Annotated in this window: 19 protein-coding genes and 1 pseudogene; 1 reads left to right on the forward strand and 19 read right to left on the reverse strand. The window is 62.3% G+C overall.

Translation table 11 applies throughout. From position 1 onward, the window contains the following. Positions 1-157: 157 nt before the first annotated feature. The 10 genes and pseudogenes from VSP_RS06170 to VSP_RS06215 all read right to left on the reverse strand — a co-directional run bounded on the left by VSP_RS06170 (position 158) and on the right by VSP_RS06215 (position 9223). On the reverse strand, positions 158-1189 hold the full coding sequence (locus VSP_RS06170) for a sulfate ABC transporter substrate-binding protein (RefSeq protein ID WP_009959450.1): 1032 nt from the start codon (positions 1187-1189) through the stop codon (positions 158-160). A gap of 126 nt (positions 1190-1315) precedes the next feature. Continuing rightward, a pseudogene (locus VSP_RS34100) lies at positions 1316-2032 on the reverse strand (sulfate/molybdate ABC transporter ATP-binding protein); the annotation flags it as partial. A gap of 31 nt (positions 2033-2063) precedes the next feature. Then, on the reverse strand, positions 2064-2978 hold the full coding sequence (cysW, locus tag VSP_RS06180; RefSeq protein ID WP_009959453.1) for a sulfate ABC transporter permease subunit CysW: 915 nt from the start codon (positions 2976-2978) through the stop codon (positions 2064-2066). 41 nt (positions 2979-3019) lie between these two features. Beyond that, entirely contained in the window at positions 3020-3916 is an 897-nt protein-coding gene (locus VSP_RS06185) for an ABC transporter permease (protein WP_009959454.1), read from the reverse strand. Positions 3917-3925: 9 nt separating this feature from the next. Next, positions 3926-4669 (reverse strand): M14 family metallopeptidase, encoded by a 744-nt coding sequence (locus VSP_RS34105; RefSeq protein WP_009959456.1) that lies wholly within the window; start codon positions 4667-4669, stop codon positions 3926-3928. Between the two features lie 5 nt (positions 4670-4674). After that, on the reverse strand, positions 4675-5637 hold the full coding sequence (gene cysK / locus VSP_RS06195) for a cysteine synthase A (protein ID WP_009959458.1): 963 nt from the start codon (positions 5635-5637) through the stop codon (positions 4675-4677). A 164-nt stretch (positions 5638-5801) separates the two neighbouring features. Further along, a complete protein-coding gene (locus VSP_RS06200; protein WP_009959459.1) occupies positions 5802-6809 on the reverse strand; it encodes a sulfate ABC transporter substrate-binding protein in 1008 nt (335 codons plus the stop codon). A 102-nt stretch (positions 6810-6911) separates the two neighbouring features. Beyond that, positions 6912-8090 carry a porin gene (locus VSP_RS06205; protein ID WP_029190226.1) on the reverse strand — a complete coding sequence of 393 codons (1179 nt, stop codon included), beginning with the start codon at positions 8088-8090 and terminating at the stop codon, positions 6912-6914. Between the two features lie 340 nt (positions 8091-8430). Beyond that, a complete protein-coding gene (locus tag VSP_RS06210; RefSeq protein WP_009959462.1) occupies positions 8431-8628 on the reverse strand; it encodes a YezD family protein in 198 nt (65 codons plus the stop codon). Between the two features lie 7 nt (positions 8629-8635). Continuing rightward, positions 8636-9223, reverse strand: a complete 588-nt coding sequence (locus tag VSP_RS06215) for an RrF2 family transcriptional regulator (RefSeq protein WP_009959463.1) — start codon at positions 9221-9223, stop codon at positions 8636-8638. Between the two features lie 911 nt (positions 9224-10134). Between VSP_RS06215 and tnpA the strand changes: the two genes are divergently transcribed. Then, positions 10135-10587, forward strand: a complete 453-nt coding sequence (gene tnpA / locus VSP_RS06220; protein WP_009959465.1) for an IS200/IS605 family transposase — start codon at positions 10135-10137, stop codon at positions 10585-10587. A gap of 576 nt (positions 10588-11163) precedes the next feature. On the opposite strand, the gene VSP_RS34110 is transcribed toward tnpA, so the two are convergent. The 9 genes from VSP_RS34110 to VSP_RS06270 form a co-directional block, all read right to left on the reverse strand. Beyond that, on the reverse strand, positions 11164-12030 hold the full coding sequence (locus VSP_RS34110) for an ABC transporter ATP-binding protein (RefSeq protein ID WP_009959466.1): 867 nt from the start codon (positions 12028-12030) through the stop codon (positions 11164-11166). After that, positions 12030-13652 carry an ABC transporter permease family protein gene (locus tag VSP_RS06230; RefSeq protein ID WP_009959467.1) on the reverse strand — a complete coding sequence of 541 codons (1623 nt, stop codon included), beginning with the start codon at positions 13650-13652 and terminating at the stop codon, positions 12030-12032. Before VSP_RS06230 ends, VSP_RS34110 begins: the two co-directional genes overlap by 1 nt. Positions 13653-13702: 50 nt before the next feature. After that, positions 13703-15754 (reverse strand): ABC transporter substrate-binding protein, encoded by a 2052-nt coding sequence (locus VSP_RS06235; protein WP_009959468.1) that lies wholly within the window; start codon positions 15752-15754, stop codon positions 13703-13705. Between the two features lie 240 nt (positions 15755-15994). Continuing rightward, complete coding sequence (locus VSP_RS06240) at positions 15995-16717, reverse strand: putative polyvalent protein kinase domain-containing protein (protein ID WP_198141330.1); 723 nt, start codon at positions 16715-16717, stop codon at positions 15995-15997. Between the two features lie 325 nt (positions 16718-17042). Next, complete coding sequence (locus VSP_RS06245; RefSeq protein ID WP_009959471.1) at positions 17043-19418, reverse strand: ComEC/Rec2 family competence protein; 2376 nt, start codon at positions 19416-19418, stop codon at positions 17043-17045. Between the two features lie 1060 nt (positions 19419-20478). Next, a complete protein-coding gene (locus tag VSP_RS06255; RefSeq protein ID WP_009959473.1) occupies positions 20479-22119 on the reverse strand; it encodes a PEP-CTERM sorting domain-containing protein in 1641 nt (546 codons plus the stop codon). Between the two features lie 208 nt (positions 22120-22327). Continuing rightward, positions 22328-22837 (reverse strand): hypothetical protein, encoded by a 510-nt coding sequence (locus VSP_RS06260; protein ID WP_009959474.1) that lies wholly within the window; start codon positions 22835-22837, stop codon positions 22328-22330. Between the two features lie 37 nt (positions 22838-22874). Continuing rightward, positions 22875-23291, reverse strand: coding sequence for an ExbD/TolR family protein (locus VSP_RS06265; RefSeq protein ID WP_009959476.1), 417 nt, complete (start codon positions 23289-23291; stop codon positions 22875-22877). A 66-nt stretch (positions 23292-23357) separates the two neighbouring features. Next, the gene (locus tag VSP_RS06270) at positions 23358-23996 is read right to left on the reverse strand and encodes a MotA/TolQ/ExbB proton channel family protein (RefSeq protein ID WP_009959478.1); all 639 of its coding nucleotides are present in this window, start codon (positions 23994-23996) and stop codon (positions 23358-23360) included. Between the last annotated feature and the right edge of the window lies 1 nt (position 23997).

Below are 23997 nucleotides of genomic sequence, written 5' to 3' on the forward strand. Positions count from 1 at the left end.
GGCTATTCATGGCGAACCCTCCGGGTTCAGGGAATACAAAATTAGAAATGATAAATTAGAAATGATAAATGATAAATGAACTGCGGCTCTGGCTTAAGCGTTCAGGGATCAGAGAACACGCCGCATCCGATGCGCCATCATCCATTTATAATTCGCCTCACCTCGCATAAATCTGGTCAAACACCCCGCCGTCCTTGAAGTGCACCTCCAGCGCCCTCTTCCAGCCGCCGAGAATCTCATCGATCGTCACCAGCTTGATCTCCGGGAAGCTCGCAGCGTGTTTCTTCAAGATCTCGGGGTTAGCAGGGCGGAAGTAGTTCTTGGCCGCCACTTCCTGCACTTCATCGGTGAAGAGGTAATTAAGATAAGCCTTCGCCAGGTCCGTGGTGCCATGCTTCTTGGCCACGGGCTCCACGATCGCAATCGGCGCATCCGCCAGGATGCTTTGCGGCGGTACCACCACATCGAACTTGTCTGCGCCCAGCTCACGGATGGTCAGGTGCACTTCGTTCTCAAAGGTCAGCAGCACATCGCCAATCCCATTCTGTGCGAATGAATTCGTCGCACCGCGGCCGCCGGTGTCGAGCACGGGCACGTTGGCGAAGAGCTTCTTCACGAATTCCCTGGCCTTGGCTTCGTCGCCGCCCTCGTTCTTGATCGACCAGGCCCAGGCACCCACATAGCTGTAGCGGCCGTTGCCGGAGGTCTTCGGGTTCGGGATGATCACCTGCACGCCTGACTTCACCAGATCCGGCCAGTCCTTGATGCCCTTGGGGTTGCCCTTGCGCACCAGGAACAAGATCGTCGAAGTATAAGGAGAGGCGTTGTGGGGGAACTTGGTGCGCCAGTCCGCGGCCACCAGGCCCGCGGGCACGAGCAGGTCCACATCCGTGCTCTGGTTGAAGGTCACCACATCGGCCTCCAGGCCGTCCAGCACGGCGCGCGCTTGTTTGCTCGAACCGCCGTGCGACTGGTCCACCTGCACGGTGGCACCGCCCTTGGCCTTCCAGAAGGGGATGAAGAGGTCGTTCACCTGCTTGTAGAACTCCCGCGTCACATCGTAGGAGCTGTTGAGCAGGGCGGGCTCTGCAGCGTGGGTCAGACCGGCGCTCAGCAGCAAGGTGGAGGCCAGCAGGGTGCGCCGGACGAAGTCACGACGGAAGAGGGAGGCGGGGGAGGTGTTGCTCATGGTGTGATGGCATGGTGAGGGTGGCAGGAGCCGCACGGGGCGGCCCTGAACGCTGTGATGGCAATGATGAAAGGGGCTCCCCGGAAGCGACCGGGGCGAAGGGGTTAGGGGAAACTATGCAACTTCAATGAAGTCAGCGACGAACTCGTTCACCGGCTTGTCCCGGAGCTCATCCGGCTTGCCGATCTGCTGGATCTCGCCATCGCCCAGGATGACCACGCGGTCGGCCAGTTCAAAAGCCTCGTCCTGGTCGTGGGTCACGAAGAGGGTCGTGAGCTTGATGGAGTCATGAAACTCACGCAGCCAGCGGCGCAGTTCCTTGCGCACCTTTGCATCCAGCGCGCCAAAGGGCTCGTCCAGCAGGAGCACCTGCGGATTCACCGCCAGGGCGCGGGCCAGGGCCACACGCTGGCGCTGACCGCCGGAGAGCTGGGTGGGGAAGCGGCGGCCGTACTCAGGGAGCTGGATCTTCTCCAGCAGCTCCTGCACGATCTGCTTCTGCCGTGCGGAAGACGGGCGGGAGTGGCGTGGCATGACCTTCAGGCCAAAGGCGATGTTGTCCGCCACCGTCATGTGGTTGAAGAGCGCGTAGTGCTGGAACACAAAACCCGCCTTCCGCGCATAGGCGGACTGGAAGGTGACCTCGCCCCCGTGGAAGGTGATCGCGCCTTCGCCTTCGTTCGGGAACTCCAGGCCGGCGATGATGCGCAGCAGGGTGGTCTTGCCTGAGCCGCTGGGGCCGAGGAGGGCGACCAGTTCCCCGGTCTCCACCTGCAGGCTGATGTCCTTCAGCACGTTGGTCTTGCCGAAGTCCTTGCTGATGTGGTCGATCTTGATGCTCATGAAAAAAGGGAAGGTAACAAAGTGGACGGGGCTACAGGGCGGCGTTGCGCAGCGCACGGTCTGCGAACCAGGTGGTGGCGGACTTGATGACCAGCGTCAGCAGTGCCAGGAGGGCCAGGAGGGAGGCAACCGCAAAGGCGGGGACGAACTGATACTCGTTGTACAATACTTCGATGTGGAGGGGCATCGTGTTCGTCTGATTCCGGATGTGACCGGATACCACCGACACCGCGCCGAACTCGCCCATGGCACGCGCATTGCACAGGATGATGCCATAAATGAGGCTCCACTTGATCTTCGGCACCGTCACACGCCAGAAGGTGCTCCAGCCATTGGCACCCAGGGTGAGCGAGGCCTCCTCCTCGGCACGGCCCAGAGCCTGAAGCTGGGGCGTCACCACGCGCGCCACGAAGGGGAAGGTGACGAAGACCGTGCTCAGCACGATGCCTGGCAGGGCGAAGATGATCTTGATGTCCTTCTCAAACAACCACGGGCCCAGCAGACCCTGGCGGCCAAAGAGGAGTACATAGATGAGACCCGCCACCACCGGCGACACCCACAGGGGCAGCTCGATGAGCACGCTCAGCAATTGCTTCCCGCGGAAGCGAAAGTGCGCCACACACCACGCTGCGGCCAGGCCGAAGACCGTGTTCAGCGGCACCGCGATCAGGGCCACCTTCAGCGTCAGCCAGATGGAGTGCGTCGTGGCACGGTCCTCGAAGACCTTGAGATACGCCGCCCAGCCCTTGCGAAAAGCTTCCTGGAAGACCAGGGCCAGGGGCAGGACGAAGAAGACGAAGAGGAAACCCAGCGAGAGCGTGAGCACCATCGCCTTCATCCACAGCGGATCGCTGGTGGCGCGTCGGGCGAGTTGGTTGCGGGCAATGATGCGGGCGCGCGTCGCGCTCTCGGCATCAGGGACATTGAGTTGGGCTATACCGGCCATGGAAAAGGAGAGTCAGAGTCGGGGTCAGAATCAGCGCGGGATCAGCGCGCGGTGCGCTTGTTGTTCCAGCTCTGGAGCAGGTTGGACAGGAGCAGGATCACAAAGGAAATAACCAGCAGGATGAAGCCCAGGGCGGCCGCGCCGTTGTAGTTGTACTGCTCCAGGCGGGAGACGATCAGCAGCGGCGCGATCTCCGTCTTGAACGGCATGTTCCCGGAGATGAAGACCACGGAGCCGTACTCACCCACGGCGCGGCCGAAGGCCAGGGTCATGCCGGCCAGCGTGCCGGGCAGGATGGTGGGGAAGATCACGCGCCAGAAGGTCTGCCAGCGGTTCGCCCCCAGGCAGGCCGCGGCCTCCTCCACCTCCAGGGAGAGCCCCTGGATGATCGGCTGCACCGTGCGCACCACGAAGGGGAAGCCGATGAAGATGAGCGCGATGGTGATGCCCGTGGAGCTGTAGGCCGCCTTGAACCCGATGGGTTCGAGGAGATTCACCACCCACTGGTCGGGCGTCTCCACCCAGCTCACGTACAGGTTCTTCAGCCCGCCGGGGCTCAGGATCTTGCCCAGCCAGCCATTCGGCGCGTACAGGGTGCACAGGGCGATGCCCGCCACGGCGGTGGGCAGGGCAAAGGGCAGGTCCACCATCGCATCCAGGATGCGGCGACCGGGGAAGGAATAGCGCTCCAGCGCCCAGGCCGTGAGCACGCCGAAGAAGCCGCACACCAGCGCTGCGTAGAAGGACGTGGCAAAGCTCAGCTCCAGAGAGGCCAGCACCCGCTTGTCTGTGAGCGTGGAGGTGAAGATCTCCACGCCTCCCTTGGAGGACTTCCACGCCAGGGCCGCGAACGGTGCCAGGACGATGATGCTGAGATAGGTGATGGTGTATCCCAGAGAGAGTCTGAAACCGGGAAGGACGTGTCGGGTGCGGGCCATGGGTGTTCTTTAGAGATTGGGAGCGTAGGCGTGCAGGAGGCGGTATTCGGCGAGGATGGTTTTGACGGCGATGACCGTGGCCGCGACCTGCTTCTCCAGCGGAGCGTGACCGGGGGTTTCAAAGACGATCTCCATCGCCTTCGGGCGTTGTTCCGGCGGCGCGCTGAGCACACCCTGGTACCCCTCCTTGATGATGCCGGACTTCGCCAGGAAGCCGTCAATGAGGTGGTGGTTGTTCAGCGGCAGGATCTGGCTCGCCGCCTGCAGCGCGGGTTGGAGCACCTCCTCACTCAGGATCGTGCCGCTCACAAAGCCGTACACACCATCCTGCTCGTCATCCGTGTGCAGGGCGATGATGGCGTCGTACTTCTCACGGCGCAGTTCGCTTTCCAGGTACACCACCTCCGGCTCCTGGGAGCCGCTCCAGAACTCACGGTTCAGGTCCAGATCACGCCAGGAGTGGCGCGTCCGCAGGCGGTGGCCGGAGGGGTTGCAGATGGGATAGAGGTGCAACTCGTAGTCCTGCAGCTCCTCCGGGTCATTCCACGCCCAGCGGAGGAGTTCATAGGCGGCATCGATGCCTGCCTGCTCGTCACCATGAAGACCGGCAAAGATGCCCACCTTCAGCGTGTCCTGCCCGCGCGAGGGCTTGCAGACCAGCTTGGGGATGAAGGAGGGTGTCGCCGCGGCTGTGCGTTTGCTCAGGCGGCTGACGTAGCGTTCTTCGTAGGTGGCGAGTTTCAGGGCGGACATGGTCTTTATGCGGCAACTTTGTTTCTGGCTTCTTCGGCTAATGCGGTGGAGAGGTAGCGTTCGCCGGTGCTACACCCGACCGTCACAATGAGCTTGTTCCTGTTCTCCGGCCTCGCGGCCACCTGGAGCGCGGCCCACACATTGGCCCCGGTGGAGATGCCCACCAGGATGCCTTCCTCCGTGGCGAGGCGGCGGGCGGTTTCGATCGCGTCCTCATTCGTGACGCGCACCACTTCATCGATGATGCTGGTGTTCAGATTCTTCGGCACGAAGCCAGCCCCCGTGCCCTGGATCTTGTGCGGGCCCGGCACCACCGGCTCACCCCTCAGGGTCTGGGAAATAACGGGTGAGTCATTCGGCTCCACCGCGATGGCGCGGAGCTCGGGCTTGCGGCCCTTGAGCACCTCACCCACACCGGTGAGCGTGCCGCCCGTGCCCACGGCGGCCACGAAGATGTCGATCTCCCCGTCGGTGTCGGCCCAGATCTCTTCGGCCGTCGTGCGGCGGTGCACTTCCGGGTTGGCAGGGTTGTTGAACTGCTGCGGCACCCAGGAGCCGGGTGTCTCGGCCGCCAGCTCCTCAGCGCGGCGGATCGCTCCTTTCATGCCGTCCTTCGCGGGCGTCAGCACCAGCGTGGCTCCCAGCAGGGCCAGCAGCGTGCGGCGCTCCAGGCTCATGCTTTCCGGCATGGTCAAAATGATGGGGTAGCCCTTCGCCGCCGCCACAAAGGCCAGCGCGATCCCCGTGTTGCCGGACGTGGGCTCGATGATGGTGGCTCCGGGCTTGAGTTCGCCCGTGAGCTCGGCCGCCTCGATCATGGCGCGGCCGATGCGGTCCTTCACGCTCCCCAGCGGATTCTTGAACTCCCCTTTGAGCGCGATCGTGGCGGGCAGTCCGGCAGCAATGCGGTTGAGTTTGACCAGCGGGGTGCGGCCGACGGTTTCAACGATGTTGGGGTAGAAGGACATGGTCGGGATTGTTTCCTAAGGTTTGAGGAATCTGGCTTGGATCTTTTTTGTTGGTTGAGGGCCGCCGGATATCCGGCGGCCCCTTTTTCCAACCAACCAACTCTCACACGGCACTACTGAAAAAACTGAAGGTGGAGCATCGCTCCCTTGCTTGCGGGCTTCGCTTATTTGGCGGGCGTGTAGATCTCGTCGAACGTGCCGCCGTCAGCGAAGTGGGTCTTGGCCGCCTTCACCCATCCGCCGAAAGCTTCGTCGATGGTGAAGAGGTTCAGCTTCGGGAAGGTCGCGCCGTACTTGGCAGCGGCTTTCTCGGAGCGGGGGCGGTAGAAGTTCTTGCCGGCGATGTCCTGGCCTTCGTCAGTGTAGAGGTACTTGAGGTAGGCTTCGGCCACGGCGCGGGTGCCCTTCTTGTCCACGACCTTGTCCACCACGGCCACGGTCGGTTCAGCAAGGATGCTCAGGGAGGGGACGATCGTCTGGTACTTGCTGGCACCGAACTCCTTCTGCACGAGGAAGGCCTCGTTTTCCCAGGAGATGAAGACGTCACCCAGTTCACGCTGCACGAAGGTGTTCGTGGAGGCGCGGGCACCGGAGTCGAGCACCGGCACGTTCTTGTAGAGCTTCTTCACAAACTCCTTGGCCTTGTCATCGCTGCCGTACTTGCGCTTGGCGAACTCCCAGGCGGCCAGGTAGTTCCACTGGGCGCCACCGGAGGTCTTCGGGTTCGGGGTGATTACGGACACGCCGTCCTTGATGAGGTCATCCCAGTCCTTGATGCCCTTTGGGTTGCCGGCACGGACGATGAAGACGATCGTGCTGGTGTAGGGGGCGGAGTTGTTCGGGAGGCGCTTCTGCCAGTCGGCGGGCAGGAGGCCAGCCTTGTCGGCGATCGCGTTCACGTCGTTGGCCAGGGCCAGAGTCACCACATCGGCTTCCAGGCCGTCGATGACCGCACGCGCCTGCTTGCCGGAACCACCGTGAGACTGGTCAATCGTGACGTCCTTGCCGGTCGTGTCCTTCCAATGCTTCGCGAACGCCTTGTTGAACTCCACGTAGAGCTCACGGGTTGGGTCATAGGAAACATTCAGCAGACCTTCTGCGAAGAGGGAGGAGCCCAGCACGCCGGTCGCCGTCAGGGCGAGCACGGATTTGAGGAAGAATTTCTTGTTCATGTTCTGGAGGTGTTGTGTTTTGACTTTGATTTTTTTGAAGGGGAAAAAGCGGGGTCTTTTTCGAATGGGGGCCGGATTGCTCCGGCCAAGAGGGCCGTGGGATTAGAAGGAGAAGCGGACGCCCGTCAGGTAGGTCCAGCCGCTGTAGTCACCACCGTTGCCGCCGCCGTTCACGTCAGCGTACTCCGCACCGCCGAGCACCTTCAGCTTGTCGCCGTAGATGAAGTACTGGAAGCCGAGGTAGGCGGCGTTGTAACGATCTCCACGCCCGCCACCGGTCAGGTTGGGGGCGTTGCGCTCATAGCGGCTCTGCGCGTACACGCTGTCCGGACCATCGCCATCCGCGAAGGAATAGCGGCCCACGAGCTGGAGCTTGTCGGGTACGAGGTCAAACGTCGGCTGGATGAAGAAGCCCCAGGCGTCAGCAGCCTGGCCGGTGCCGGCGAAACCTTCCACCACGAGACCGATGCGGCCGTCCTGCACCCAGAAGGTGCTGGAGAACAGGTCTTCATAGCGGTTCAGGATCGTGCTTCCGGCTTCGATCTCGCTGTGCAGCCAGTCAAAACGCCAGTCAGCCTTCTTCACGCCCAGGGCTTCCTTGAAGTCGTAGCCGAAGCCGGCACCAAAGGCGATGCCGCCGTCGAACTGGCCAAACTCCTCGTCGATGTCATTGGAGTAAATCCCAGCCTGGTAAGTGAAGTTGCCGATCTTGCCGTCTGCGATCGCGCCCACCACGCGGTCCACGCGCAGTTGGTTGAAGATCTGGGACCGCTCAAAGGTCGGCTGGTTGTTCGTGGACTGGAGGAAGTCGTAGTAGCCGATCTGGGGCTTCTGGCGGCCCAGGGTCAGGTTGAACTCCTTCGAGGGGCGCCACTTGATGTAGGCATCCACGAGGCCGTTGTAGAAGGGGTCAAAGCCATCCGAGCTCTGCGCATCCAAACGAACGTCAAACTGGTTGAAGAGCTTGGCGTCGAAACCGAAGCGGGAGCGGCGGTCTTCCCAGCCGTCTTCATCGCCCTGGTCGGAATCCACCCAGTGGTACTGGCCCTGGTAACGGCCGCGGAGCTTGAACTCCTGGATGATCGGGTTGTCCTTGTTCTTGTAGAGCGTGGCGAGTCCCCAGATCTTGTCGTAGAGGGATTCTTCCTTCTCTTCCTTTTGCACGGGGGCGCTCCCCTTGCCGGAGGTGGTGACGATTTCGCCGGCCTGGGCTCCAACCGTGAGGGAGGTCACGGTGAGCGCCAGCAGCGCCTGGCTGGTGATGGTGTTGCGGAATTTCATGCGGTTGTTGTTGCTGAAGTGTTGATGCTTGATGGATGTGTCTTGGCATGGGCATGCGGCGTCCGGATTTCCGGTGGGCACACACCTTCGGATTGCGGGGTGATGCCTCCGGAGGTGCGGTCGGCAAAGACGGACAAGGTCTGACGCTGGCTAAAGGGAACGGGAGGCAACGGTGGGCCTGCTGGCGTCATGAGACGCAGGGGCGGCCACGGTTTGTTTCCTTGAAACCTCCGGTGTTCCGGTCAGTCCCTTGGGCGCGGTACGATGAAATCTGTCCGCGCTGAATTTAAATCAACAGAGGATCAACTTGCTGGCTTGAGAGGAGCGGGTCATGGCGGGATCAGGCTCGCTTTTTGGCGGTGGCCTGGGCACCGTTCACCGCATCGGGCAGGCGCGTCTTCTCGGTGCTTTCCACCTGGGTGACACGGCCTTCATGGACAACGATCTGGACGGATCCAAAACGCATGGCATCCACCTTGCGGCGGACGATTTCGACCCACGCTTCAGTGGCGAGGTCATTTTCAACGGAGTAGCTCATGGGAGGATTAGAGAGGGTTCTGGGATTTGGAGAGAAGCGTGAGAAAACCGTCAAGAGGGTCCGCGTGGCGCACGCGGCTGGGCTTGGTGACTCGTTGGGAGGCTTTGCTCTTGGCAGGTTTTTCTGATTCGGCTTCGAAGGGCAGTTGCACGCCGTCGCGCTCCATTTTCCGGAGAGTGACGGACACGACATCCGCCAGCGTGTAGCGGTCGAGGATCTGGGCGATGGCATTGCGCACATCAATCATCAGCATCCGGAGACCGCAGTGGTGCTCGTCAGGACACGTACATCGTTCGTAGTCCGTCTCACTTGCGCATCCGATCGGGGCGAGCCGGCCGTCGATGAGACGAACCACTTCACCGATCGTGATGTCCACTTGGGGCTTGGCCAGGCGGCATCCGCCTTCCTTGCCTCTCTTGCTTTCCACGTAGCCTGCCAAACGAAGCTCTTGAAGGATGTTTTCAATGAACTTGAACGGCAGGTTTTCGCCCTCAGCCAGGTTCGAGACAGATACGACATCCTTGCCCTGCCGCTGGGCAATGCCCAATCGGATAAGGGTTCGGAGGGCATATTCGCCTTTTTTGGTGAGGTGCATGAGCAATGTATAAAGGTTCAATCTACATAGCGCAAGTAGGAATTGAAATAAAATGTCGTGTATTCCTATGGGGTGAGTGGGGAATTGGGTGGAATGATGGAGTGATGGAGGGGTGGAGGGGTGGAGGGTGGATGGGTGGAGGGTGGATGGGTGGAGGGTGGAGGGTGGAGGGTGGAGGGTGGAGGGTGTGTGGGTAAGGCGTGCGTGAAGCGCCGCTTTTGCGGCCCTTTTTGGGGAATTAAAACCGGGAAATCAGAGCAGGGCGGTGGGGATTGGGGGAGGGCTGAAGCGCACCCATGCATTGAGGGCCAAGGGCCCGGGGTCATACCAGCCCAGGGCGGCGCCCTGGGTTGACGTGTCCAAAAAAGAATTCAGAGGGCTGAAGGCCTGGAGTCATCGAACTGCCCTGGGCCATGAATCCGCCTGAATGACGCCGGGCCTTCAGCCCTCAGAACTTCTTGTTACCTTATACCTGGGGCGTTGCCCCAGGCTGGTATGAATCCGGGCACTTGGTCCTCATGACCGAATCGCGGGGATTGGCCACGGATCGCTTGTATGCATCGTAAAGATAATGCCGTGGGTCCGGCGATTTCCTCACCGCGACACCGCATAGAATACCACTGACGCTGGGCTCTCTGATCTTGGCGGATTCTCGCACTTTCACTTCCCGCCGCGACCGCCCGACTTGAACTGGGATGTCGCGTTCATCCACGACGCATTGAGGGCCAACGGCCCGGGGTCATACCAGCCCAGGGCAACGCCCTGGGTAGGACGAACAAAAATGATCTGAGGGCTGAAGGTCCGGATTCATTCAGTCGCCTGCCGCATCGCTTGTCTCCTCGCCCCAAACACACGGCCTCCTTTCTCTTTCCTCTATCCAAATCACGGGCTTGATCTTTATTCCAGGGGTCATGCCTCAGTCCTTGAGCCTCGTCGTCGTCCATTTCATCTTCAGCACCCACGATCGATTCCCGTGCATCGGCCCATCCGTCCGACCGGGATTGCACGCGTACCTGGCCGAGATCGCACGAGACCTGAATTGCGATTGCTACCGCGTGGGTGGGGTGTCAGATCACGTCCATCTGGCAGTTCGATTGGCTCGCACCATTTCCATCTCCGAGTTTGTGGAGAAGCTCAAGACAGGATCTTCAAAGTGGATGAAGAAACAACAGCCCGAGCTCGGTGGATTCTCCTGGCAGCGGGGCTACGGTGCTTTTTCCGTCGCCCCGGCCGATGTCGACGCGGTGGTGGCGTACATCGACAACCAGGAGGACCATCATCGGACGCGGACGTTTCAAGACGAATACCGCGCGTTTTTGCGGAAGTACGGGGTGGAGTACAACGAGGAGTACGTGTGGGATTAAGGGCGATAACCACAAGGAAGCCTGAATGACGCCGGGCCTTCAGCCCTCAAAGTTTCCTCTTACCCCATAACCTGGGGCGTTGCCCCAGGCTGGTATGAGGCCGGGCCGTTGGCCCTCATGACCGGTTTGCGGTAGCTGGGCATGCTTCGCTCCCCAGGCATTGGGGGACACAGGCCCGGTGTCATACCAGCTCAGGGCAGCGCCATGGGGTTACGTATCCAAAAAAGAACTCAGAGGGCTGAAGGCCCGGAGTCATCATACTGCCGCGGGCGATGAATCCGCCCGAATGACGCCGGGCTTTCAGCCCTCAAAGTTTCCTATGACCCCATAACCTGGGGCGCTGCCCCAGGCTGGTATGAATCCGGGCCCTTGGCGCTCATGACCGGGTTGCGGTAGCCGGGCATACCTCGCTCCCCCTGCATTGAGGGCCAAAGGCCCGGGGTCATACCAGCCCAGGGCAACGCCCTGGGTTGACGTAACCAAAAAAGAATCAGAGGGCCAAAGGCCCGGAGTCATCAAGCGAGCCAACCACCTCCACCCCGGACCTCAGGTCTTCTGTCTCCCGCGCAGCGGGCATCACAACGCCGCCTCGACGGCCGCATAGTCGATCGCCTTCAAGCGCGCCTGCTTCACGCCCAGACGCGGCACGCACTCCAACAACGCTTTCGTGTAGGGGTGCTGCGGATTTCCTAGAACTTCCTCCGTGGTGCCGCTTTCCACGATCTGGCCGCGGAACATCACCGCCACCTTGTCCGCGATGCCGCGGATGATGGCGAAGTTGTGGGTGATCAGGATCACGCTCATGTTCAGGCTCGCCTTGAGCTCGGCCAGGAGGTCGATGATCTGCTTCTGAATGGTCACGTCCAGCGCCGTGGTCGGCTCATCGGCAATCAGCAGCCGGGGCTGGCAGCACAGCGCCATGGCGATCATCACGCGCTGCTGCATGCCGCCGCTGAGCTCGTGCGGATAGGCGCGCAGGCGTTTCTCCGGCTCTACAATGCCCACCTGGTACAGCCACTTCACGATCTCGGCGTCCAGGTCCTTCACATCCGGGCGGTGCAGTTGCAGCGCCTCCGCCATCTGGGTGCGGATGGTCAGCACCGGGTTCAAGGAAGTACTGGGCTCCTGGAACACATACGCGATCTCCTTGCCGCGGATCTTGCGCAACTCAGCCTCAGAGAGCTTCAATACATCCTTCCCGCCGAGCTGGAACGTGCTGGCCTCAATGCGTGCCGGAGGCTCGGGCAGCAGCCGCGCCAGGGAGAGGGCCGTCACGCTCTTGCCGCTGCCGCTCTCGCCCACAATGGCCATGCTCTCGCCGGCCTTCAGCTCGAGATTGATGCCTTTCACCGCCTGAAACGGCTCGCCGTGCTGCTTGTGGAACGTGATCTTCAGGTCCCGGATCTTCAACAAGTCAGTACTGGCGGCGGCGGTGGTGTCCATCACGAGGCAAAGGGTGAAATTCGAGCGACGGGAGTATCGGTGCGGAAGGCTCGGCTGAGAAGGCGAAAACTCAAGGCCCAGAGTGCCATAAGCAGGGCGGGTGCCGCAACCTCCAACGGTTCATCTAAAAATCGCGCCGCATTCTGCGCCATCATCCGGCCCCAGGTGGGCGTTTCCCCGGCTGCGTCCGGGCGGGAGGCACACAGGAAGTCGAAGACGCCCTTCCAGATCAGGACCGTGGAGGCGGTGCGCAGCAGCCAGTTCAGCAGGCTGGGCAGCGCATTGAGGAAGAGGTGATCCCACCAGTAGCCCCAGTGGCCGCGCCCCAGGGAGAAAGACGTCTCCGCCAGCCGATGGGAATTGTTCTCCTGGTAGGTCGCATGAAACGCCGCCATGCCGGGGACGGCGGTCGCCACCACCAGCAGGGCCCAGATCGTCACGTCCGGCACTCCCGGCAGGGAGGAGAAGGCCATCCACAGCAGCATCAGAGGCAGCGCCGCCAGCGTGGCCGCCAGGCCGATTTTGGGAAACAAATGAGGCCAGCGGGCAGGGGAGATGGCCAGACCGCTCACCACCACCAGCAGTGTGGCCAGCAGAGAAATCACCAAGCTGCCGCCTGCCTCACGCCAGGTGAGCTGCCATGCAGACTGCCACGCGGAGCCGGCCGGGGTCCACCACAGTGCCGTGAGCAGGGCCACCGCCAGGACCCCGCCCGCCACGGCGCAGACGCGATTCTGGGTCTGCTCCACATCTTCCACATGCTCCATGGCCGGGGGCAGGCTGCGCTTGTCCCCCAGATCCAGCAGCACATACCACGCCGCCAGCATGATGCCGGCGAGGTACACCGTGGCCGCCAGCTGGAGCGGGTGCTGCAGCTTCAGTGCATCCGCCGCAAATGCCCCCCAGCCCTCCACCATGAAGATGTGCTCCACCGGGATGGCAAAGGCCAGCAGCAGGGCCGCCGCAGGGCGGGCCAGGCGCGCCAGATGCACGCGCAGCTCCGGCATGAGGTGGCGATACTTGATGGTCGCCCGCGAGAGGCCACGGGACCTGAGCGGCCCCAGCATGGGATCCTTCAGCAGCACGCTCAGGCGGTGGGTGAAGGAGAATAGCGCCATGCCGAACACCGGTGCCGCCAGCACCAGCGCGGGCACGATCCAGGCCCACAGCGCCCGGCCCAGACGCACCGTCACGGGCTCCATGCCTGCGGGCGGGTCGTAGGGAAACAGCGTCTCCACCGGCAGCCGCCACACGCTCACCAGCAGGTACACCAGGCCAAAGGCCCACAGCATGGGCGGCACCCCCACCATGGCCCGGCCCAGCCAGCCGACCGCACGGCTGATCCGGCCGCCCGCGCCAGAGATGATCACGGCAAGCGCCAGCGCGGAGCTCAGCCCCATGGTCAGCGCCAGGGTGATCAGCAGGAAGGTGGGCAGCGCCCGCTGCACCAGCACCATCACCAGGGACTCCGCGTTCATCCCCACCGGCAGCACGCCAATGAGGAGCTCAAAGGAGTCACCCAGCGTGGCGCTGCTCCATTGCAGCAGCCCCAGCGCGAGTGCGGCGCAGACCAGAAAGGTGCGGACCGGGAGGTAAGAGGGGGCAGAGCGGAGGCGGTCCATCGGGTAAGCCTGAGAGGGAAAAGGGAGAAGGGAAGAGGGAAAAGGGGCGCTTAGGGGGCCGTGGTGGCTGGAGCAGGCGTGTTTGATTCCATGCTCTGGCGCAGATCCTGAAACAGGGCCGCCTGCTCGCGCTGGAAGCTCGGCAGCGCATCCCGCCGCACCGCCACCGGGTTGCCACCGGCGAAAAGCGGCAGGAAGGGCTTGAGCTCAAGGAGCCGCTCCTCCACCGCCTGCGCCAGGGCAGGCACCCGGGCAGGTTCAAACTCCGAGCGCAACGCAGAGAGCAGCGTGTCCAGCCCGGCATCGCTCACCCCGGAGAAATTCAGCCCACGGGCCGCCTGGCTGGAGTGCCAGTAGGGCCACTGATCCCAGGCCAGCTCGAAGTCCAGACCCAGCAGCGCTGCATCGAAGCGCCGCCCCTGGAGCCGCTGGCCGATGAGCTCCTGCCAGGGCACCTCCACCACCTGTGTATCGATCCCCAGCGCCGCCCAGGAGTCCGCCAGACGCTGCGCCAGGCGGCTGCGCTCCGGGCTGCCCGCCACCGTGAGCAGCTCGATCGTGAACACCTTGCCGTCCTTCACCACCTTGCCCTCGGCATTCTTGCTCCAGCCCATCTCGTAGAGCGCCTGCCTTCCCCGGAGCGGATCATACGCCACCGCAGGCAGCTCCGGCGTGTACCACAGCCCCGGCTGGAAGATGCCCTCACAGATCTCCCCCTGCCCTTGGAGGAAGTCATCCACCATCGCCTTGCGGTCCACAGCCTGGCCCAGGATGGCGCGGATGCGCACATCATTGAGAGGCGCCTTGCGACAGTTCCACATCACCTGCAGGCGGTTCCGCGGGCTGCTGGAGCGCACCGCCACCTCGGGATCCTCCACCATGCTCTTGATGCTGCTGCTGTCTGGCCAGAACAGGCCCACGCGCTTCATCGCAAAACCCAGGCGGATGTTTGAGGCCGACTGCCCCAGGCGAAACTCAATACCCGCTGGCTCCTCCCCGCCATGGGGTGTCCCCACACGTTGCAGGAAGAGCTGTTTGTCCGTCACCCGTGCCAGCTTGAAGGGGCCTGCCCCGGGCGGGGCATCGGTCAGGAAAGGCTTGCGCACCGCCGCCAGCTCATTGCCCTGGCGCTCGATCCACTTGGCCGGCAGGATGGGCAGCCCCACAAAGGCCGTCAGAGCCGGGCCATACGTCTCGCGGAAACTCACCCGCACCCGGGTGGGATCGCTGGAGTCCCAGAGGTGGATCATGCGCAGGATGTCCCGCCCCGGCACCGGCCACGGCTGGGCCAGCACCAGTTTCACCGTGCGCTCCACATCGGCAGAGGTCACTGGCGAGCCATCGTGAAAGGTGACGCCCGGCTTCAGGGGCATTTCCAGCAGGGGGCGCTCCAGCATCGGCGTCTTCGCCACGATCCGCATCTTCGCCCCCAGCGCGGGCAGATTCTGGTAGTAGAGCGCCAGTTCCTCGAAGAAGCGCAGCGACTCCCCGCTCACGCGCAGTTCGTACGCCTGCGGCCCGTCGAACCAGACCTCCTTCACCTGCGCCTTCTCCACCGCGTGCTGCACAAAGTACTCGTGGTGCGACCACGCGGGCTCGTTCATCTCCACCCGGATCGTCTCCACCGGCAGGGGGCCGTATTCCGCGATCGCCTGATGCACGGCCGAGCCACCCGCGCTGCCTGCGTCGGAGAAGCGCACCAGCAGCTCATTGCCCATGGCCTCCGCAGAGCTCAGGTGCAGCCGCGCCCATGCCACCGGGCCCAGTGAGCGCAGCTTCTTCGCCGCCTGCTGGGCGTACGTGTCATTGGCAAACCAGAAGCTCGTCTGCTGCGCCCACGTCCAGGACTGGGCCAGCGCGCCCTCCAGGCGTCCGTCCTTGCCAATCCGCAGGAGCGGCGCGTGCGTCAGCGTGGCCACCTGACGGTCCACCTCGCTCAGCGGCTGGTACGGGTTGAGCGTCGGCTCCAGCCCCTCGGCAGAGGCCACCACCAGATTGCCCCCGCGTAAGCGCTGGCTTTTCGCCGACTGGTCTGCTGACCAAACGGTCAACAAAGCCAGCGACAAGGGAATTCCAAAGATGACCCACCGCGATTTGAGCATGCAAAGAGCCACCACCTAAGCAGGAGCCGCTTCGGAAGGCAAGTTGCAGGGAACAATTGTGGCGGATTGCAAATTTGCTCGGGAGCGCGTCGCATTCTGGCGGTGTCAAGAGGGGCAGGAAGTCGGCTCACACTTCAAAGATTCAGAAATCTCTCCATCTGGGATGACGGCCGGAACAGAATCACGTCAGCGTCTGTGTCGCATCTCTATGGTTTTTATGGCAAGACTGCCTTGGGGGGCTTAGGTTTCCCCCTCCTGCGAGATCCAAGTCCCTAAAGATTCGACGTGAAGGTCGATTGGGAACATTTGATGATTGCGATCAACGATGAAGTTCCTAGGATGAGCATCATTGACCTTGCGCCCATCTGGATGAATCCAGAGATGTTGTGAATGTTGAGTGTATCCCTGTCCTCCAAACCATTTCGCAATCTGTTGATACGTTGGGGACTTTCCTGGAATGAACTCCTGGGACATTACCAAGGCTGCACCATCAGGGGTCTCAATGATGCCCTCGATCCGCATATCGTCACCGAACAGCAGGTTGCAGTTTATTACGTTTTGAACGTATATGCTCAAATCCCAATTGAGTCCGAAGTGAGGCGGTTTCGTGACTTTTATCACCCTTCCAGCTTCTGCCCAAGAGAATACTCGGTGCTCGTATCCGCCTTCTAAGCGTTTGAGATCCGCAATTCTTGATTCGAATTGACCGTGGTCGAGGATGAGTCCTTTTTCTTGGGCCCAATGTACCAAGGATTCGGACTGGGAACGCTCCCATTTGTCCGCATCATTCGGTGCATTTGCTGCCGATTCATGTGCTTGCGCACGTACAAGCAACTCTTGGAGCGTTCTAGACGCATCTCCGCAGGCGTCAGGATTTTCACATCCTGCGCTGGTTGATGAGATGAATCGAATTCCATGATTCACAATAATAGCATAGCTATTTTTAAGTGTCAAAATGTGCAAGCTATAGTGCTTCGGGAAAGTTTCAAATCCCTGAGCTCCCAAAACGTCTGGCCGTCTTTAATCAGGCATCCAACCTCAGCAGCGAAAGTACACGCGGACTCGGCTTGAGATCTGATGATTTCACTCCGTTGAGCCCCAGCGCCTTCGCTGTCGTCTCCATGAAGGTCTGATAGTCGGTTGCGGAAGGCTGCAAGCAAATAGATGGATGACCGCTCGGGGGAGCCGTCTTCAGGGATTTGTTTTTTTCACTCACAGAGTAGAACTAGCTTAGCTATTTTTACGGAAGTCAAACCTCCTGGCAGTTCCTCAACAGCGCCTCGATGGCTCAACCGCCCGGAGTTGCAGCAAGCGTAATCACCTCACCAGGAGTGCGATAGGGCACGATTTCCAATTTCCCGGCCCAAGCTTTCAGCCGGACTGCCCCCGTCTGGGACTGATCCAGGAGGAGGATGCCCCGCTCCCAACAGGTCTCCCGCACGTGTTCCGGGAGCAACTGGCCAGCGGGAAAATTTTGGCTGGAGGCGATGACGACCTTGGGGGCCACCGCCGCCACAAACTCTGGCAGAAACGAGGCATCGCTGGCGTGCTGGTTCCGGATCAGGACGTCTGATTTGAGCTCGTCCGGGGTGAAGTGTTCCAGCAGTGCCTTCTCTGCCAGGAACCCGCTGTCGCCGCACCAGAGGATGCGATGCGGCCCCAGGCAGAAGCGGATCACCAGCGCCCGGTCGTCAGCGCGTCGCGACCACCACCGGGCCGGCGGGTGGAGCACCTCTGCCGTGACGAGGACAGAGCCGCTCTCGCCCAGCGCCAGTCGATCACCTCGCGCCAGCGGCTTGCCCGGCCAGGGCTCTGATCGCAGCTTTTTGAAGGCGGTAGTGGAGGCGTCCCAGCGCCACGGCTCGGTGGCCGCGTGGTAGTAGAAAGGCGGGGCATGGCTCTGCCAGAGCTGGCTGGCCGCCCCGGCATGCTGGATGTCATTGTGACTCAGCATCACGCCATCCAGGTGGTCCACCCCGCGATAGGCCAGATAGGGCTGCACCAGGTACCGCAGGTGATCGCTGCTGCCCGTGTCCAGCAGCCATTGGGAGCGGTCCGCCCGCAGATGCTGCACGGCCGCGCCCTCCGGCAGGCGCAGCACCACCAGCTCCGCAGGCGGAGTCTCCTCGAACCACGGCGCGGCGATGTGGAAATTGCCTCCAGGCAGCGAGGCAAAAAACACCGCCGACTTCATCGTCAGCCAGGCCAGCAGGTAGTTGGCATTGCTGAAGAGCGCCTGCACCGCCGTCAGGTGCAGTGCCGCGCTCAGCAAGGTAAGCACCGCGGCAAAGAGCACACAGAAGGAGAGCGGGACCAGCACCACATTGGCAATCAGCGACACCGGCGTGGCCAGCTGGAAGTGGCCCAGCGTCAGCGGCAGACTACCCACCCACGCTGCGGCAGACACCGTGAAGAGTCCCACCACCTGTTGTCGAAGCGTCCACGCCCACTGCTGGAACCCCGTGAGCAGCACCCGCGGGATAAAAGGGTCCGGCTCCACCCAGCGCAAAAACGGCCTTGAGAACGGCCCTCCCAGCAGCGCAATCGCCGCCAGCACCGCGAACGAGAGCTGAAACCCCGGCGCATAGAGTTGCTGGGTATCGTAGGCCAGCAGCAGCAGCGCCGAGCCGCCCAGGCTGTTCATGAGGTCGCCCTTTCGATGAAACAACGCTCCGCACAGGAAGACCGATGCCATCACCGCCGCCCGCACCGCCGAGGGGCGGAGCCCGGTGATGAACGCATAGCCAAACAACACCGGAATGAGCACCCCCAGCAGCGCACCCCGCCTCAGGCCAAAGGCCTTCAGCAGCTTCCACAGGATGAACCCCACAATGGCCACATGCAGCCCGCTGACCGAGAAGATGTGCAACGTGCCGCTGTTGCGGAACGGCGTCTGCAGATCCGCCGTGTCACTCTGCACCGTGCCCAGCGCCATGGCCACGATCACCGCATACTCTTCCGGCGCGTTTTCCAGATCGATCTTCAGCCCGTGCTCCACCCACGCGCGACAGCGTTCCGCCGCAGACACGAGCCAGGCCTCCACATTCCAGCGATCCAGCGCCACCGGTTTCATCTCCAGCCCGCGCAGCTCCGCCACCAGGCCCAGGCGGAGATCATACTCGCGCTCGTTGAACTGGCCCGGATTGTCCGCCAGCGCGGGCAGCCGGATGAACCCCGTGACCTGATAACTGCCCGGCGGCAGGTTCTCCTTGCCTCCCGTCACCAGTCGCAACACCGTCGGGCCCGTCCACCGCAGACCCAGCGTGGGGGCTGTGATCTCCGTCGCCACGAAGTACTCCTCCCGCGTCACGCTCCCCGGCAGCTCCCGCCGCAGCGCCTTCTCCACCCGCCCGCTCGCGATCACCGTCAGGCCCGCCATCGGATCCCGCTGTTCGAGGAAAGCACACAGCGGATGCCGCTCCGTGGTCTGCCGGGCCACGAGATGCAGCGTGGCAAAGACCAGCGCCGTGACCCCGGCCAGCGCAGGCAGACCGGCGCGCGTACGGAAAGCGGCGATCCATAGCGAGACAAACGCCAGCACACTCGTGGCCGCGAGTACCAGCCACCCCGCCGGCAACGCAGCTCCTGTGAGAATCCCTACAATGGCCGCCAGCGCCAGCGTCACCAGCGGGCGTCTTGCAAGGTAAGGCAGGGGATTGAGCAAGAAGAAGACGGGGTGGGAGAGGTGAGTGAGTCCGGAAGATTGGATCCAGTGAGATGTCCTGCAAACGCCAAGCAACAAATTTCAAGCGTGATGGGAGATGGGAAGACAGAACACCAGAGAACTGAGCCGGGCAGGGGAGCGGTATGAGGAGTCCAAGAACGAATGGTGCTCCTCCCCGCCAGGCCCATCCAAGCCACCAACCCCGCTCCGCAGCAGGGTTGGAGTACCGCTTTTAAGCGGAATCACCCCCCGCACGTCCCATGACGCGAATCGCCCCCAGCCTTGCCAAACGCTCCGGCGACGGATGCCGATTGCCAATCGGCGGCACAGCAGATTGACAATCTGCGCTACGCTATGGCAGACGCGACCATGACAGACGAAGCGGTCTCTGCCGCGGGGCACTCGGCCGCCTGGTTCCTGAGCCTGACCGCGTAAACGCGGAACTCCAACCCTGCTTCCGACCCCCAACCCATTGCGGTCACCCAACTCGCTGCTCCAATTTCTCATCCTCTCCAGCAGCGCCAAACCACCTGCAAGGTCCTGCCAATCATCGCAGCAGGGTTGGAGTACCGTCCCGCATGCGGGACCAATGCCATCAGGGAAAAGCTGGTGAGGTCGAGCATCTCCCTTTTGTGAAAGTATTGAGGGCCGAAGGTCCGGCATCATTGCAGCCTTGGGCAACGCCCAAGGTAGGCGTTGGTTTTAGATGTTGAGGGCTGTAGGCCCGGGGTCATTCAGGAATGCTCGTCGTGGGCAGGCTTGATGAGGCCGGGCCTTCAGCCCTCCGATTCTCTTTCAACCCCTAACCTGGGGCGCTACCCCAGGCTGGTATGACACCGGACCGTTGGTCCTCAGTTTCATTCATGCAACGGCGTTGATCGCTCTGCCCAACCTTTTCCCTGATGGCATTGGATTAAAAGCGGAATCACCCATCGCGCGTCCCATGACGCGAATCACCCCAGCCGCGCCAACCGCTCCGGCGACGGATGCCGATTGCCAATCGGCGGCACAGCAGATTGCCAATCTGCGCTACGCTATCGCCAGCGCTCCAGCCACCCGCTTACGACTCCCGTCCTTCCCCTGAAGGCCGTCTCCTCCGCCAGATCAGGGCGGCGAGGCCGAGGCCGAACAGGGAGGCCATGCCGGGTTCGGGAGTCACGTTGACATAAACGGCGTTGGCAAAGCTGGTGGTGTCGATGCTGTAGGAAAAGCCCCCAGGCGCGGTGCCGATGCTCAGAAGGTTGTCGGTGAGGGTGCCGGTGTAGTCGAAGAGCTTGTAGCTGCCGTTGCCAAGACCGCCGAGGTTCGTGATGTTGAGCACACCGTCCAGGGTGAGGTTCCCGGTCACGGAGATCTCGTCGTCCAGCAGACTGTTGGGGGTGGAGAGATCGAAGTTCAGCACGGAGGTGGAGTTGAGGGTCAGGCCCGCACCCAGGGTGAGCTTGCCGCCCAGGGAGATGCCAGCGGCGTCCAAGTCACCGGCGGAAAGGATGCCGCCGTTCTGGATGGTCACGGCGCGGTTGATGGTGCCGGTGCCACCAAGTCGAGCGGCAGTGCTCACAATCACCGCGCCCACGGACGCAGCGTTCGGGCTGGTGGAGGAAAGCACACCGTTCACCAGCAGCGTGCCGATATTGACGTTGGTCTGGCCGGAGTAGTTGCTGGTGCCGGTGAGCGCCACGATGCCAGCGCCCGTTTTGGTGATCGTGTCCAGCCCTGCGCTGCCGCTGGTCGCGTCGCTGCGCCGCGAGATGCTGTTGATGTTGACGCGTCCGCCTGCAACTGCGGTGACCTCGCCTGCATTGGAGACCGCCGCGCCAGTGTTCCCTGTATAAATGGTGCCAGTGTAGGTGGACGTATGAGCGGAGTCCCCACCCACGGTGTAGGCCGCATTGGTGCCATTGCTTACGAACGTCACGTCTCGGCCAATCGTGACCGCGGCGGAGGTGAGCAGCTTGGCACCGCCAGCACCACTATGGCCCATGGTGACGGTGGCCGAGTTGTTGCCCAGTGAGCCAGCCTGACCATTGATGGAGCTGGCCCCCAGCTTCAGGGTGCCGCTCCAGATGGTCGTGCCCTGGTTGTAGGTGTTGAGATTGTTGAAGATCGCCGTGGCTCCGCCGTTCACGGCGATGGATCCAGAGGGGGTGCCAGAGATAATTCCGTTGACGGTGACTGATCCGGTGCCGCCCTGGAAACGGAGGGCAGAGATGCCGTCGATATCCAGGTTGCCATTGAGCACAAGCTGGCCCGAGCCAACGCTGATGCCGGAACCCAATGTGGTGATGCCCGTGCCTGTGAGGGCGTTTTTCACCACGATGTTGTTGTTGATCGTCTGGAGAGTGCCGGAGCTGTTGACGAGAAAGTAGCGGTTGTCGTGGCTGGTGCCGTTGCTGGGCTGAAAAGTCAGCGTCTGCCCGCTCAGCGTGTAGGACGCGGCACCGGCGTTGAAATGGAGCGTGTCCACATTCCATGCGACATCAGTCGTCGGTGTCGTGCGGGTAGATCCCGCGAACTGGATGATGTCCGGCGCGGTGGGCAGGGTAGGGTTGGCCGGGGCGACATTGCCCGCCCAGTTGTCTCCAGAACTCCAGTTGCTGTCGTCCACATCGCCCCCGTCCCAGATCACGGTGGCAGCAGGCAGCAGCGATGCACAGGTGGCAAGACCGACGATGATCAATGAAAGTCTGCTGGGGGACATAAGAGAAGCGCTGGAAAGGGGCTGGAGAAGGAAGGAACCTGCCTACGTCTATCCGCAGAAAATATGCAGATCAAACTTAAGGGGCAAGTATTTACAGGGTGTTGCCGTGGCTCATCCGCACCTGGGGACCCAAAAAACAAACCGCCGCACCCCAGAAGGAGTGCGGCGGTTTGTGAAAAAGATGAAGGCGGGGTGGGCGACGGGCTGGCTACTGGGCCGCAGCCGTATTGGCGGGTTTGGCGCCTTCCGCTTGCAGCTTGTTGTACTTGGCCACGGTCTCGTTGAGCTTTTTGCTCAGGGCATCCCGCTCTTCCGTGATTTTCTTGATGGTGTCGTTGCCCTGCTTGATGGCCACGTTCGCCTGCTCGATCAGGGCGTTTTGCTTCTCGATGGACTCGTTCTGTTGTTTGATGGCGGCGTTCTGCTTCTCCACCATCTCACGCAGTTGGGTGTTCAGGAGCGTCTGCTCCTCATGCTCCTGCTTGGAAATGGACGTCTGCCGGAGCTCGCCCAGGGAGGCGGTGAGGCGGAGGATCTCCCCATCGGCGGCCTTCACCCGGTTTTCCAGTTCCTGGTTGGCACCGGCGAGTTTGGTCGTCTCATTGCGCAGGTCCACCCCGAGCTGGCGGAGATCGCTCTCACGGTACCACTGGATGGTGCAGAGCCCGCACACCGCTGCCAGGAGCGTCACGAGGATGGTGGATGAAATGGGGCGCATGGAAGGGAGTGCGGAATGCGGAATGCGAAAATCTGAGTTACTGCTTGTCCAACGGCTTCACATTGAAGGCCACCTTGGTCACGCCGCAGCGCTTCACGTAGTCGAGCACCGCGATCATGGCCCCGTGGGGAGTGGCTGCATCGCCGCTGATGTACACCGGCAGTTCCTTGTTGGCGGCCAGTCGTTCCTTGAGCAGCTGGTCCAGCGCCTCCAGGGAGATCATGTCCTTGTCCAGGAAGACCTGGCCCCGCGCATCCACCGCCAGCGAGATCACGTCCGGCTTGAGGTTGCTATGGGAGGTGGCCGCCGCAGGCAGGTTCACATCGATCGTGCGCTGCTTCGTCATGCTCATGGTCACCATCATGAAGCTGGCGAGCAGGAAGAACATGATGTCGATGAGCGGCACGATTTCGAGCCGCGCCTTCTTGGCACCGAGGGGCGAGATGATTTTCATCGTTTCGCGAGAGTGTCTGGGGATGGATCGGCAGACGCCTGTGAAAGACCGTCTGCCAGCCCTTGATTAGACGTGAACGGACACGCGGTGGGTCGCGACGAAGACTTCCACGTTGTTCGCGGCGGTCTCGATGTCGTGCTGCAGCCCGGCCACCTTCGAGTGGAACCAGTTGTAGGGGATGAGGGTGGCGATGGCGATCCCGAGGCCGAAGGCCGTGGCGATGAGCGCCTCACCGATACCGCCGGTCACTTTTTCCACGGCCAGCTCTGCACCGCCCACGGCGCTGAAGCTGCCCATGATGCCCGTCACCGTGCCCAGCAGTCCGAGCAACGGTGCCAGGGTGATGATGGTGTCCATGGCGGTGAGAAAGCGCCCGGCCTGGCGGATCTCAATGCCGGCCGCCGCCTGGAGTGCGCCCTGGAGGCTGGCGTGGCGGTGGGACAGGCCGGCATGCACCACGCGGAGCACGGGGTCGCTGGAGTTCGCAGAGAGCTTTTGCGCATGGCCGAGGTCCCCGGACTCCAGGGACATGAGCACCCGCTCCAGATCCTGCGGCTTGCGGTTCTTCGCATGCGTCAACCACCACCAGCAGCGCTCAAAGATGATGGCGATGGCGGCAAAGGTGACCACGCCAATGGGCCACATGATAGGGCCACCATGGCGGAAGAGATCGACGAGGGCGTTGGCGAGGAGCGGGTTGGGCATG

This window comes from Verrucomicrobium spinosum DSM 4136 = JCM 18804, from assembly GCF_000172155.1.
Classification (GTDB): domain Bacteria; phylum Verrucomicrobiota; class Verrucomicrobiia; order Verrucomicrobiales; family Verrucomicrobiaceae; genus Verrucomicrobium; species Verrucomicrobium spinosum.

Excerpts from the sequence above, each read along its gene's own strand:
- VSP_RS06265 (WP_009959476.1), bottom strand. The coding sequence starts at position 23,291 with ATGAAAATCATCTCGCCCCTCGGTGCCAAGAAGGCGCGGCTCGAAATC.
- VSP_RS34105 (WP_009959456.1), bottom strand. The coding sequence starts at position 4,669 with ATGTCCGCCCTGAAACTCGCCACCTACGAAGAACGCTACGTCAGCCGC.
- VSP_RS06200 (WP_009959459.1), bottom strand. The coding sequence starts at position 6,809 with ATGAACAAGAAATTCTTCCTCAAATCCGTGCTCGCCCTGACGGCGACC.
- tnpA (WP_009959465.1), top strand. The coding sequence starts at position 10,135 with ATGCCTCAGTCCTTGAGCCTCGTCGTCGTCCATTTCATCTTCAGCACC.
- VSP_RS06205 (WP_029190226.1), bottom strand. The coding sequence starts at position 8,090 with ATGAAATTCCGCAACACCATCACCAGCCAGGCGCTGCTGGCGCTCACC.
- cysK (WP_009959458.1), bottom strand. The coding sequence starts at position 5,637 with ATGTCCTTCTACCCCAACATCGTTGAAACCGTCGGCCGCACCCCGCTG.
- cysW (WP_009959453.1), bottom strand. The coding sequence starts at position 2,978 with ATGGCCGGTATAGCCCAACTCAATGTCCCTGATGCCGAGAGCGCGACG.
- VSP_RS06270 (WP_009959478.1), bottom strand. The coding sequence starts at position 23,996 with ATGCCCAACCCGCTCCTCGCCAACGCCCTCGTCGATCTCTTCCGCCAT.
- VSP_RS06235 (WP_009959468.1), bottom strand. The coding sequence starts at position 15,754 with ATGCTCAAATCGCGGTGGGTCATCTTTGGAATTCCCTTGTCGCTGGCT.
- VSP_RS06215 (WP_009959463.1), bottom strand. The coding sequence starts at position 9,223 with ATGCACCTCACCAAAAAAGGCGAATATGCCCTCCGAACCCTTATCCGA.
- VSP_RS34110 (WP_009959466.1), bottom strand. The coding sequence starts at position 12,030 with ATGGACACCACCGCCGCCGCCAGTACTGACTTGTTGAAGATCCGGGAC.
- VSP_RS06260 (WP_009959474.1), bottom strand. The coding sequence starts at position 22,837 with ATGCGCCCCATTTCATCCACCATCCTCGTGACGCTCCTGGCAGCGGTG.
- VSP_RS06170 (WP_009959450.1), bottom strand. The coding sequence starts at position 1,189 with ATGAGCAACACCTCCCCCGCCTCCCTCTTCCGTCGTGACTTCGTCCGG.
- VSP_RS06210 (WP_009959462.1), bottom strand. The coding sequence starts at position 8,628 with ATGAGCTACTCCGTTGAAAATGACCTCGCCACTGAAGCGTGGGTCGAA.
- VSP_RS06255 (WP_009959473.1), bottom strand. The coding sequence starts at position 22,119 with ATGTCCCCCAGCAGACTTTCATTGATCATCGTCGGTCTTGCCACCTGT.
- VSP_RS06185 (WP_009959454.1), bottom strand. The coding sequence starts at position 3,916 with ATGGCCCGCACCCGACACGTCCTTCCCGGTTTCAGACTCTCTCTGGGA.
- VSP_RS06230 (WP_009959467.1), bottom strand. The coding sequence starts at position 13,652 with ATGGACCGCCTCCGCTCTGCCCCCTCTTACCTCCCGGTCCGCACCTTT.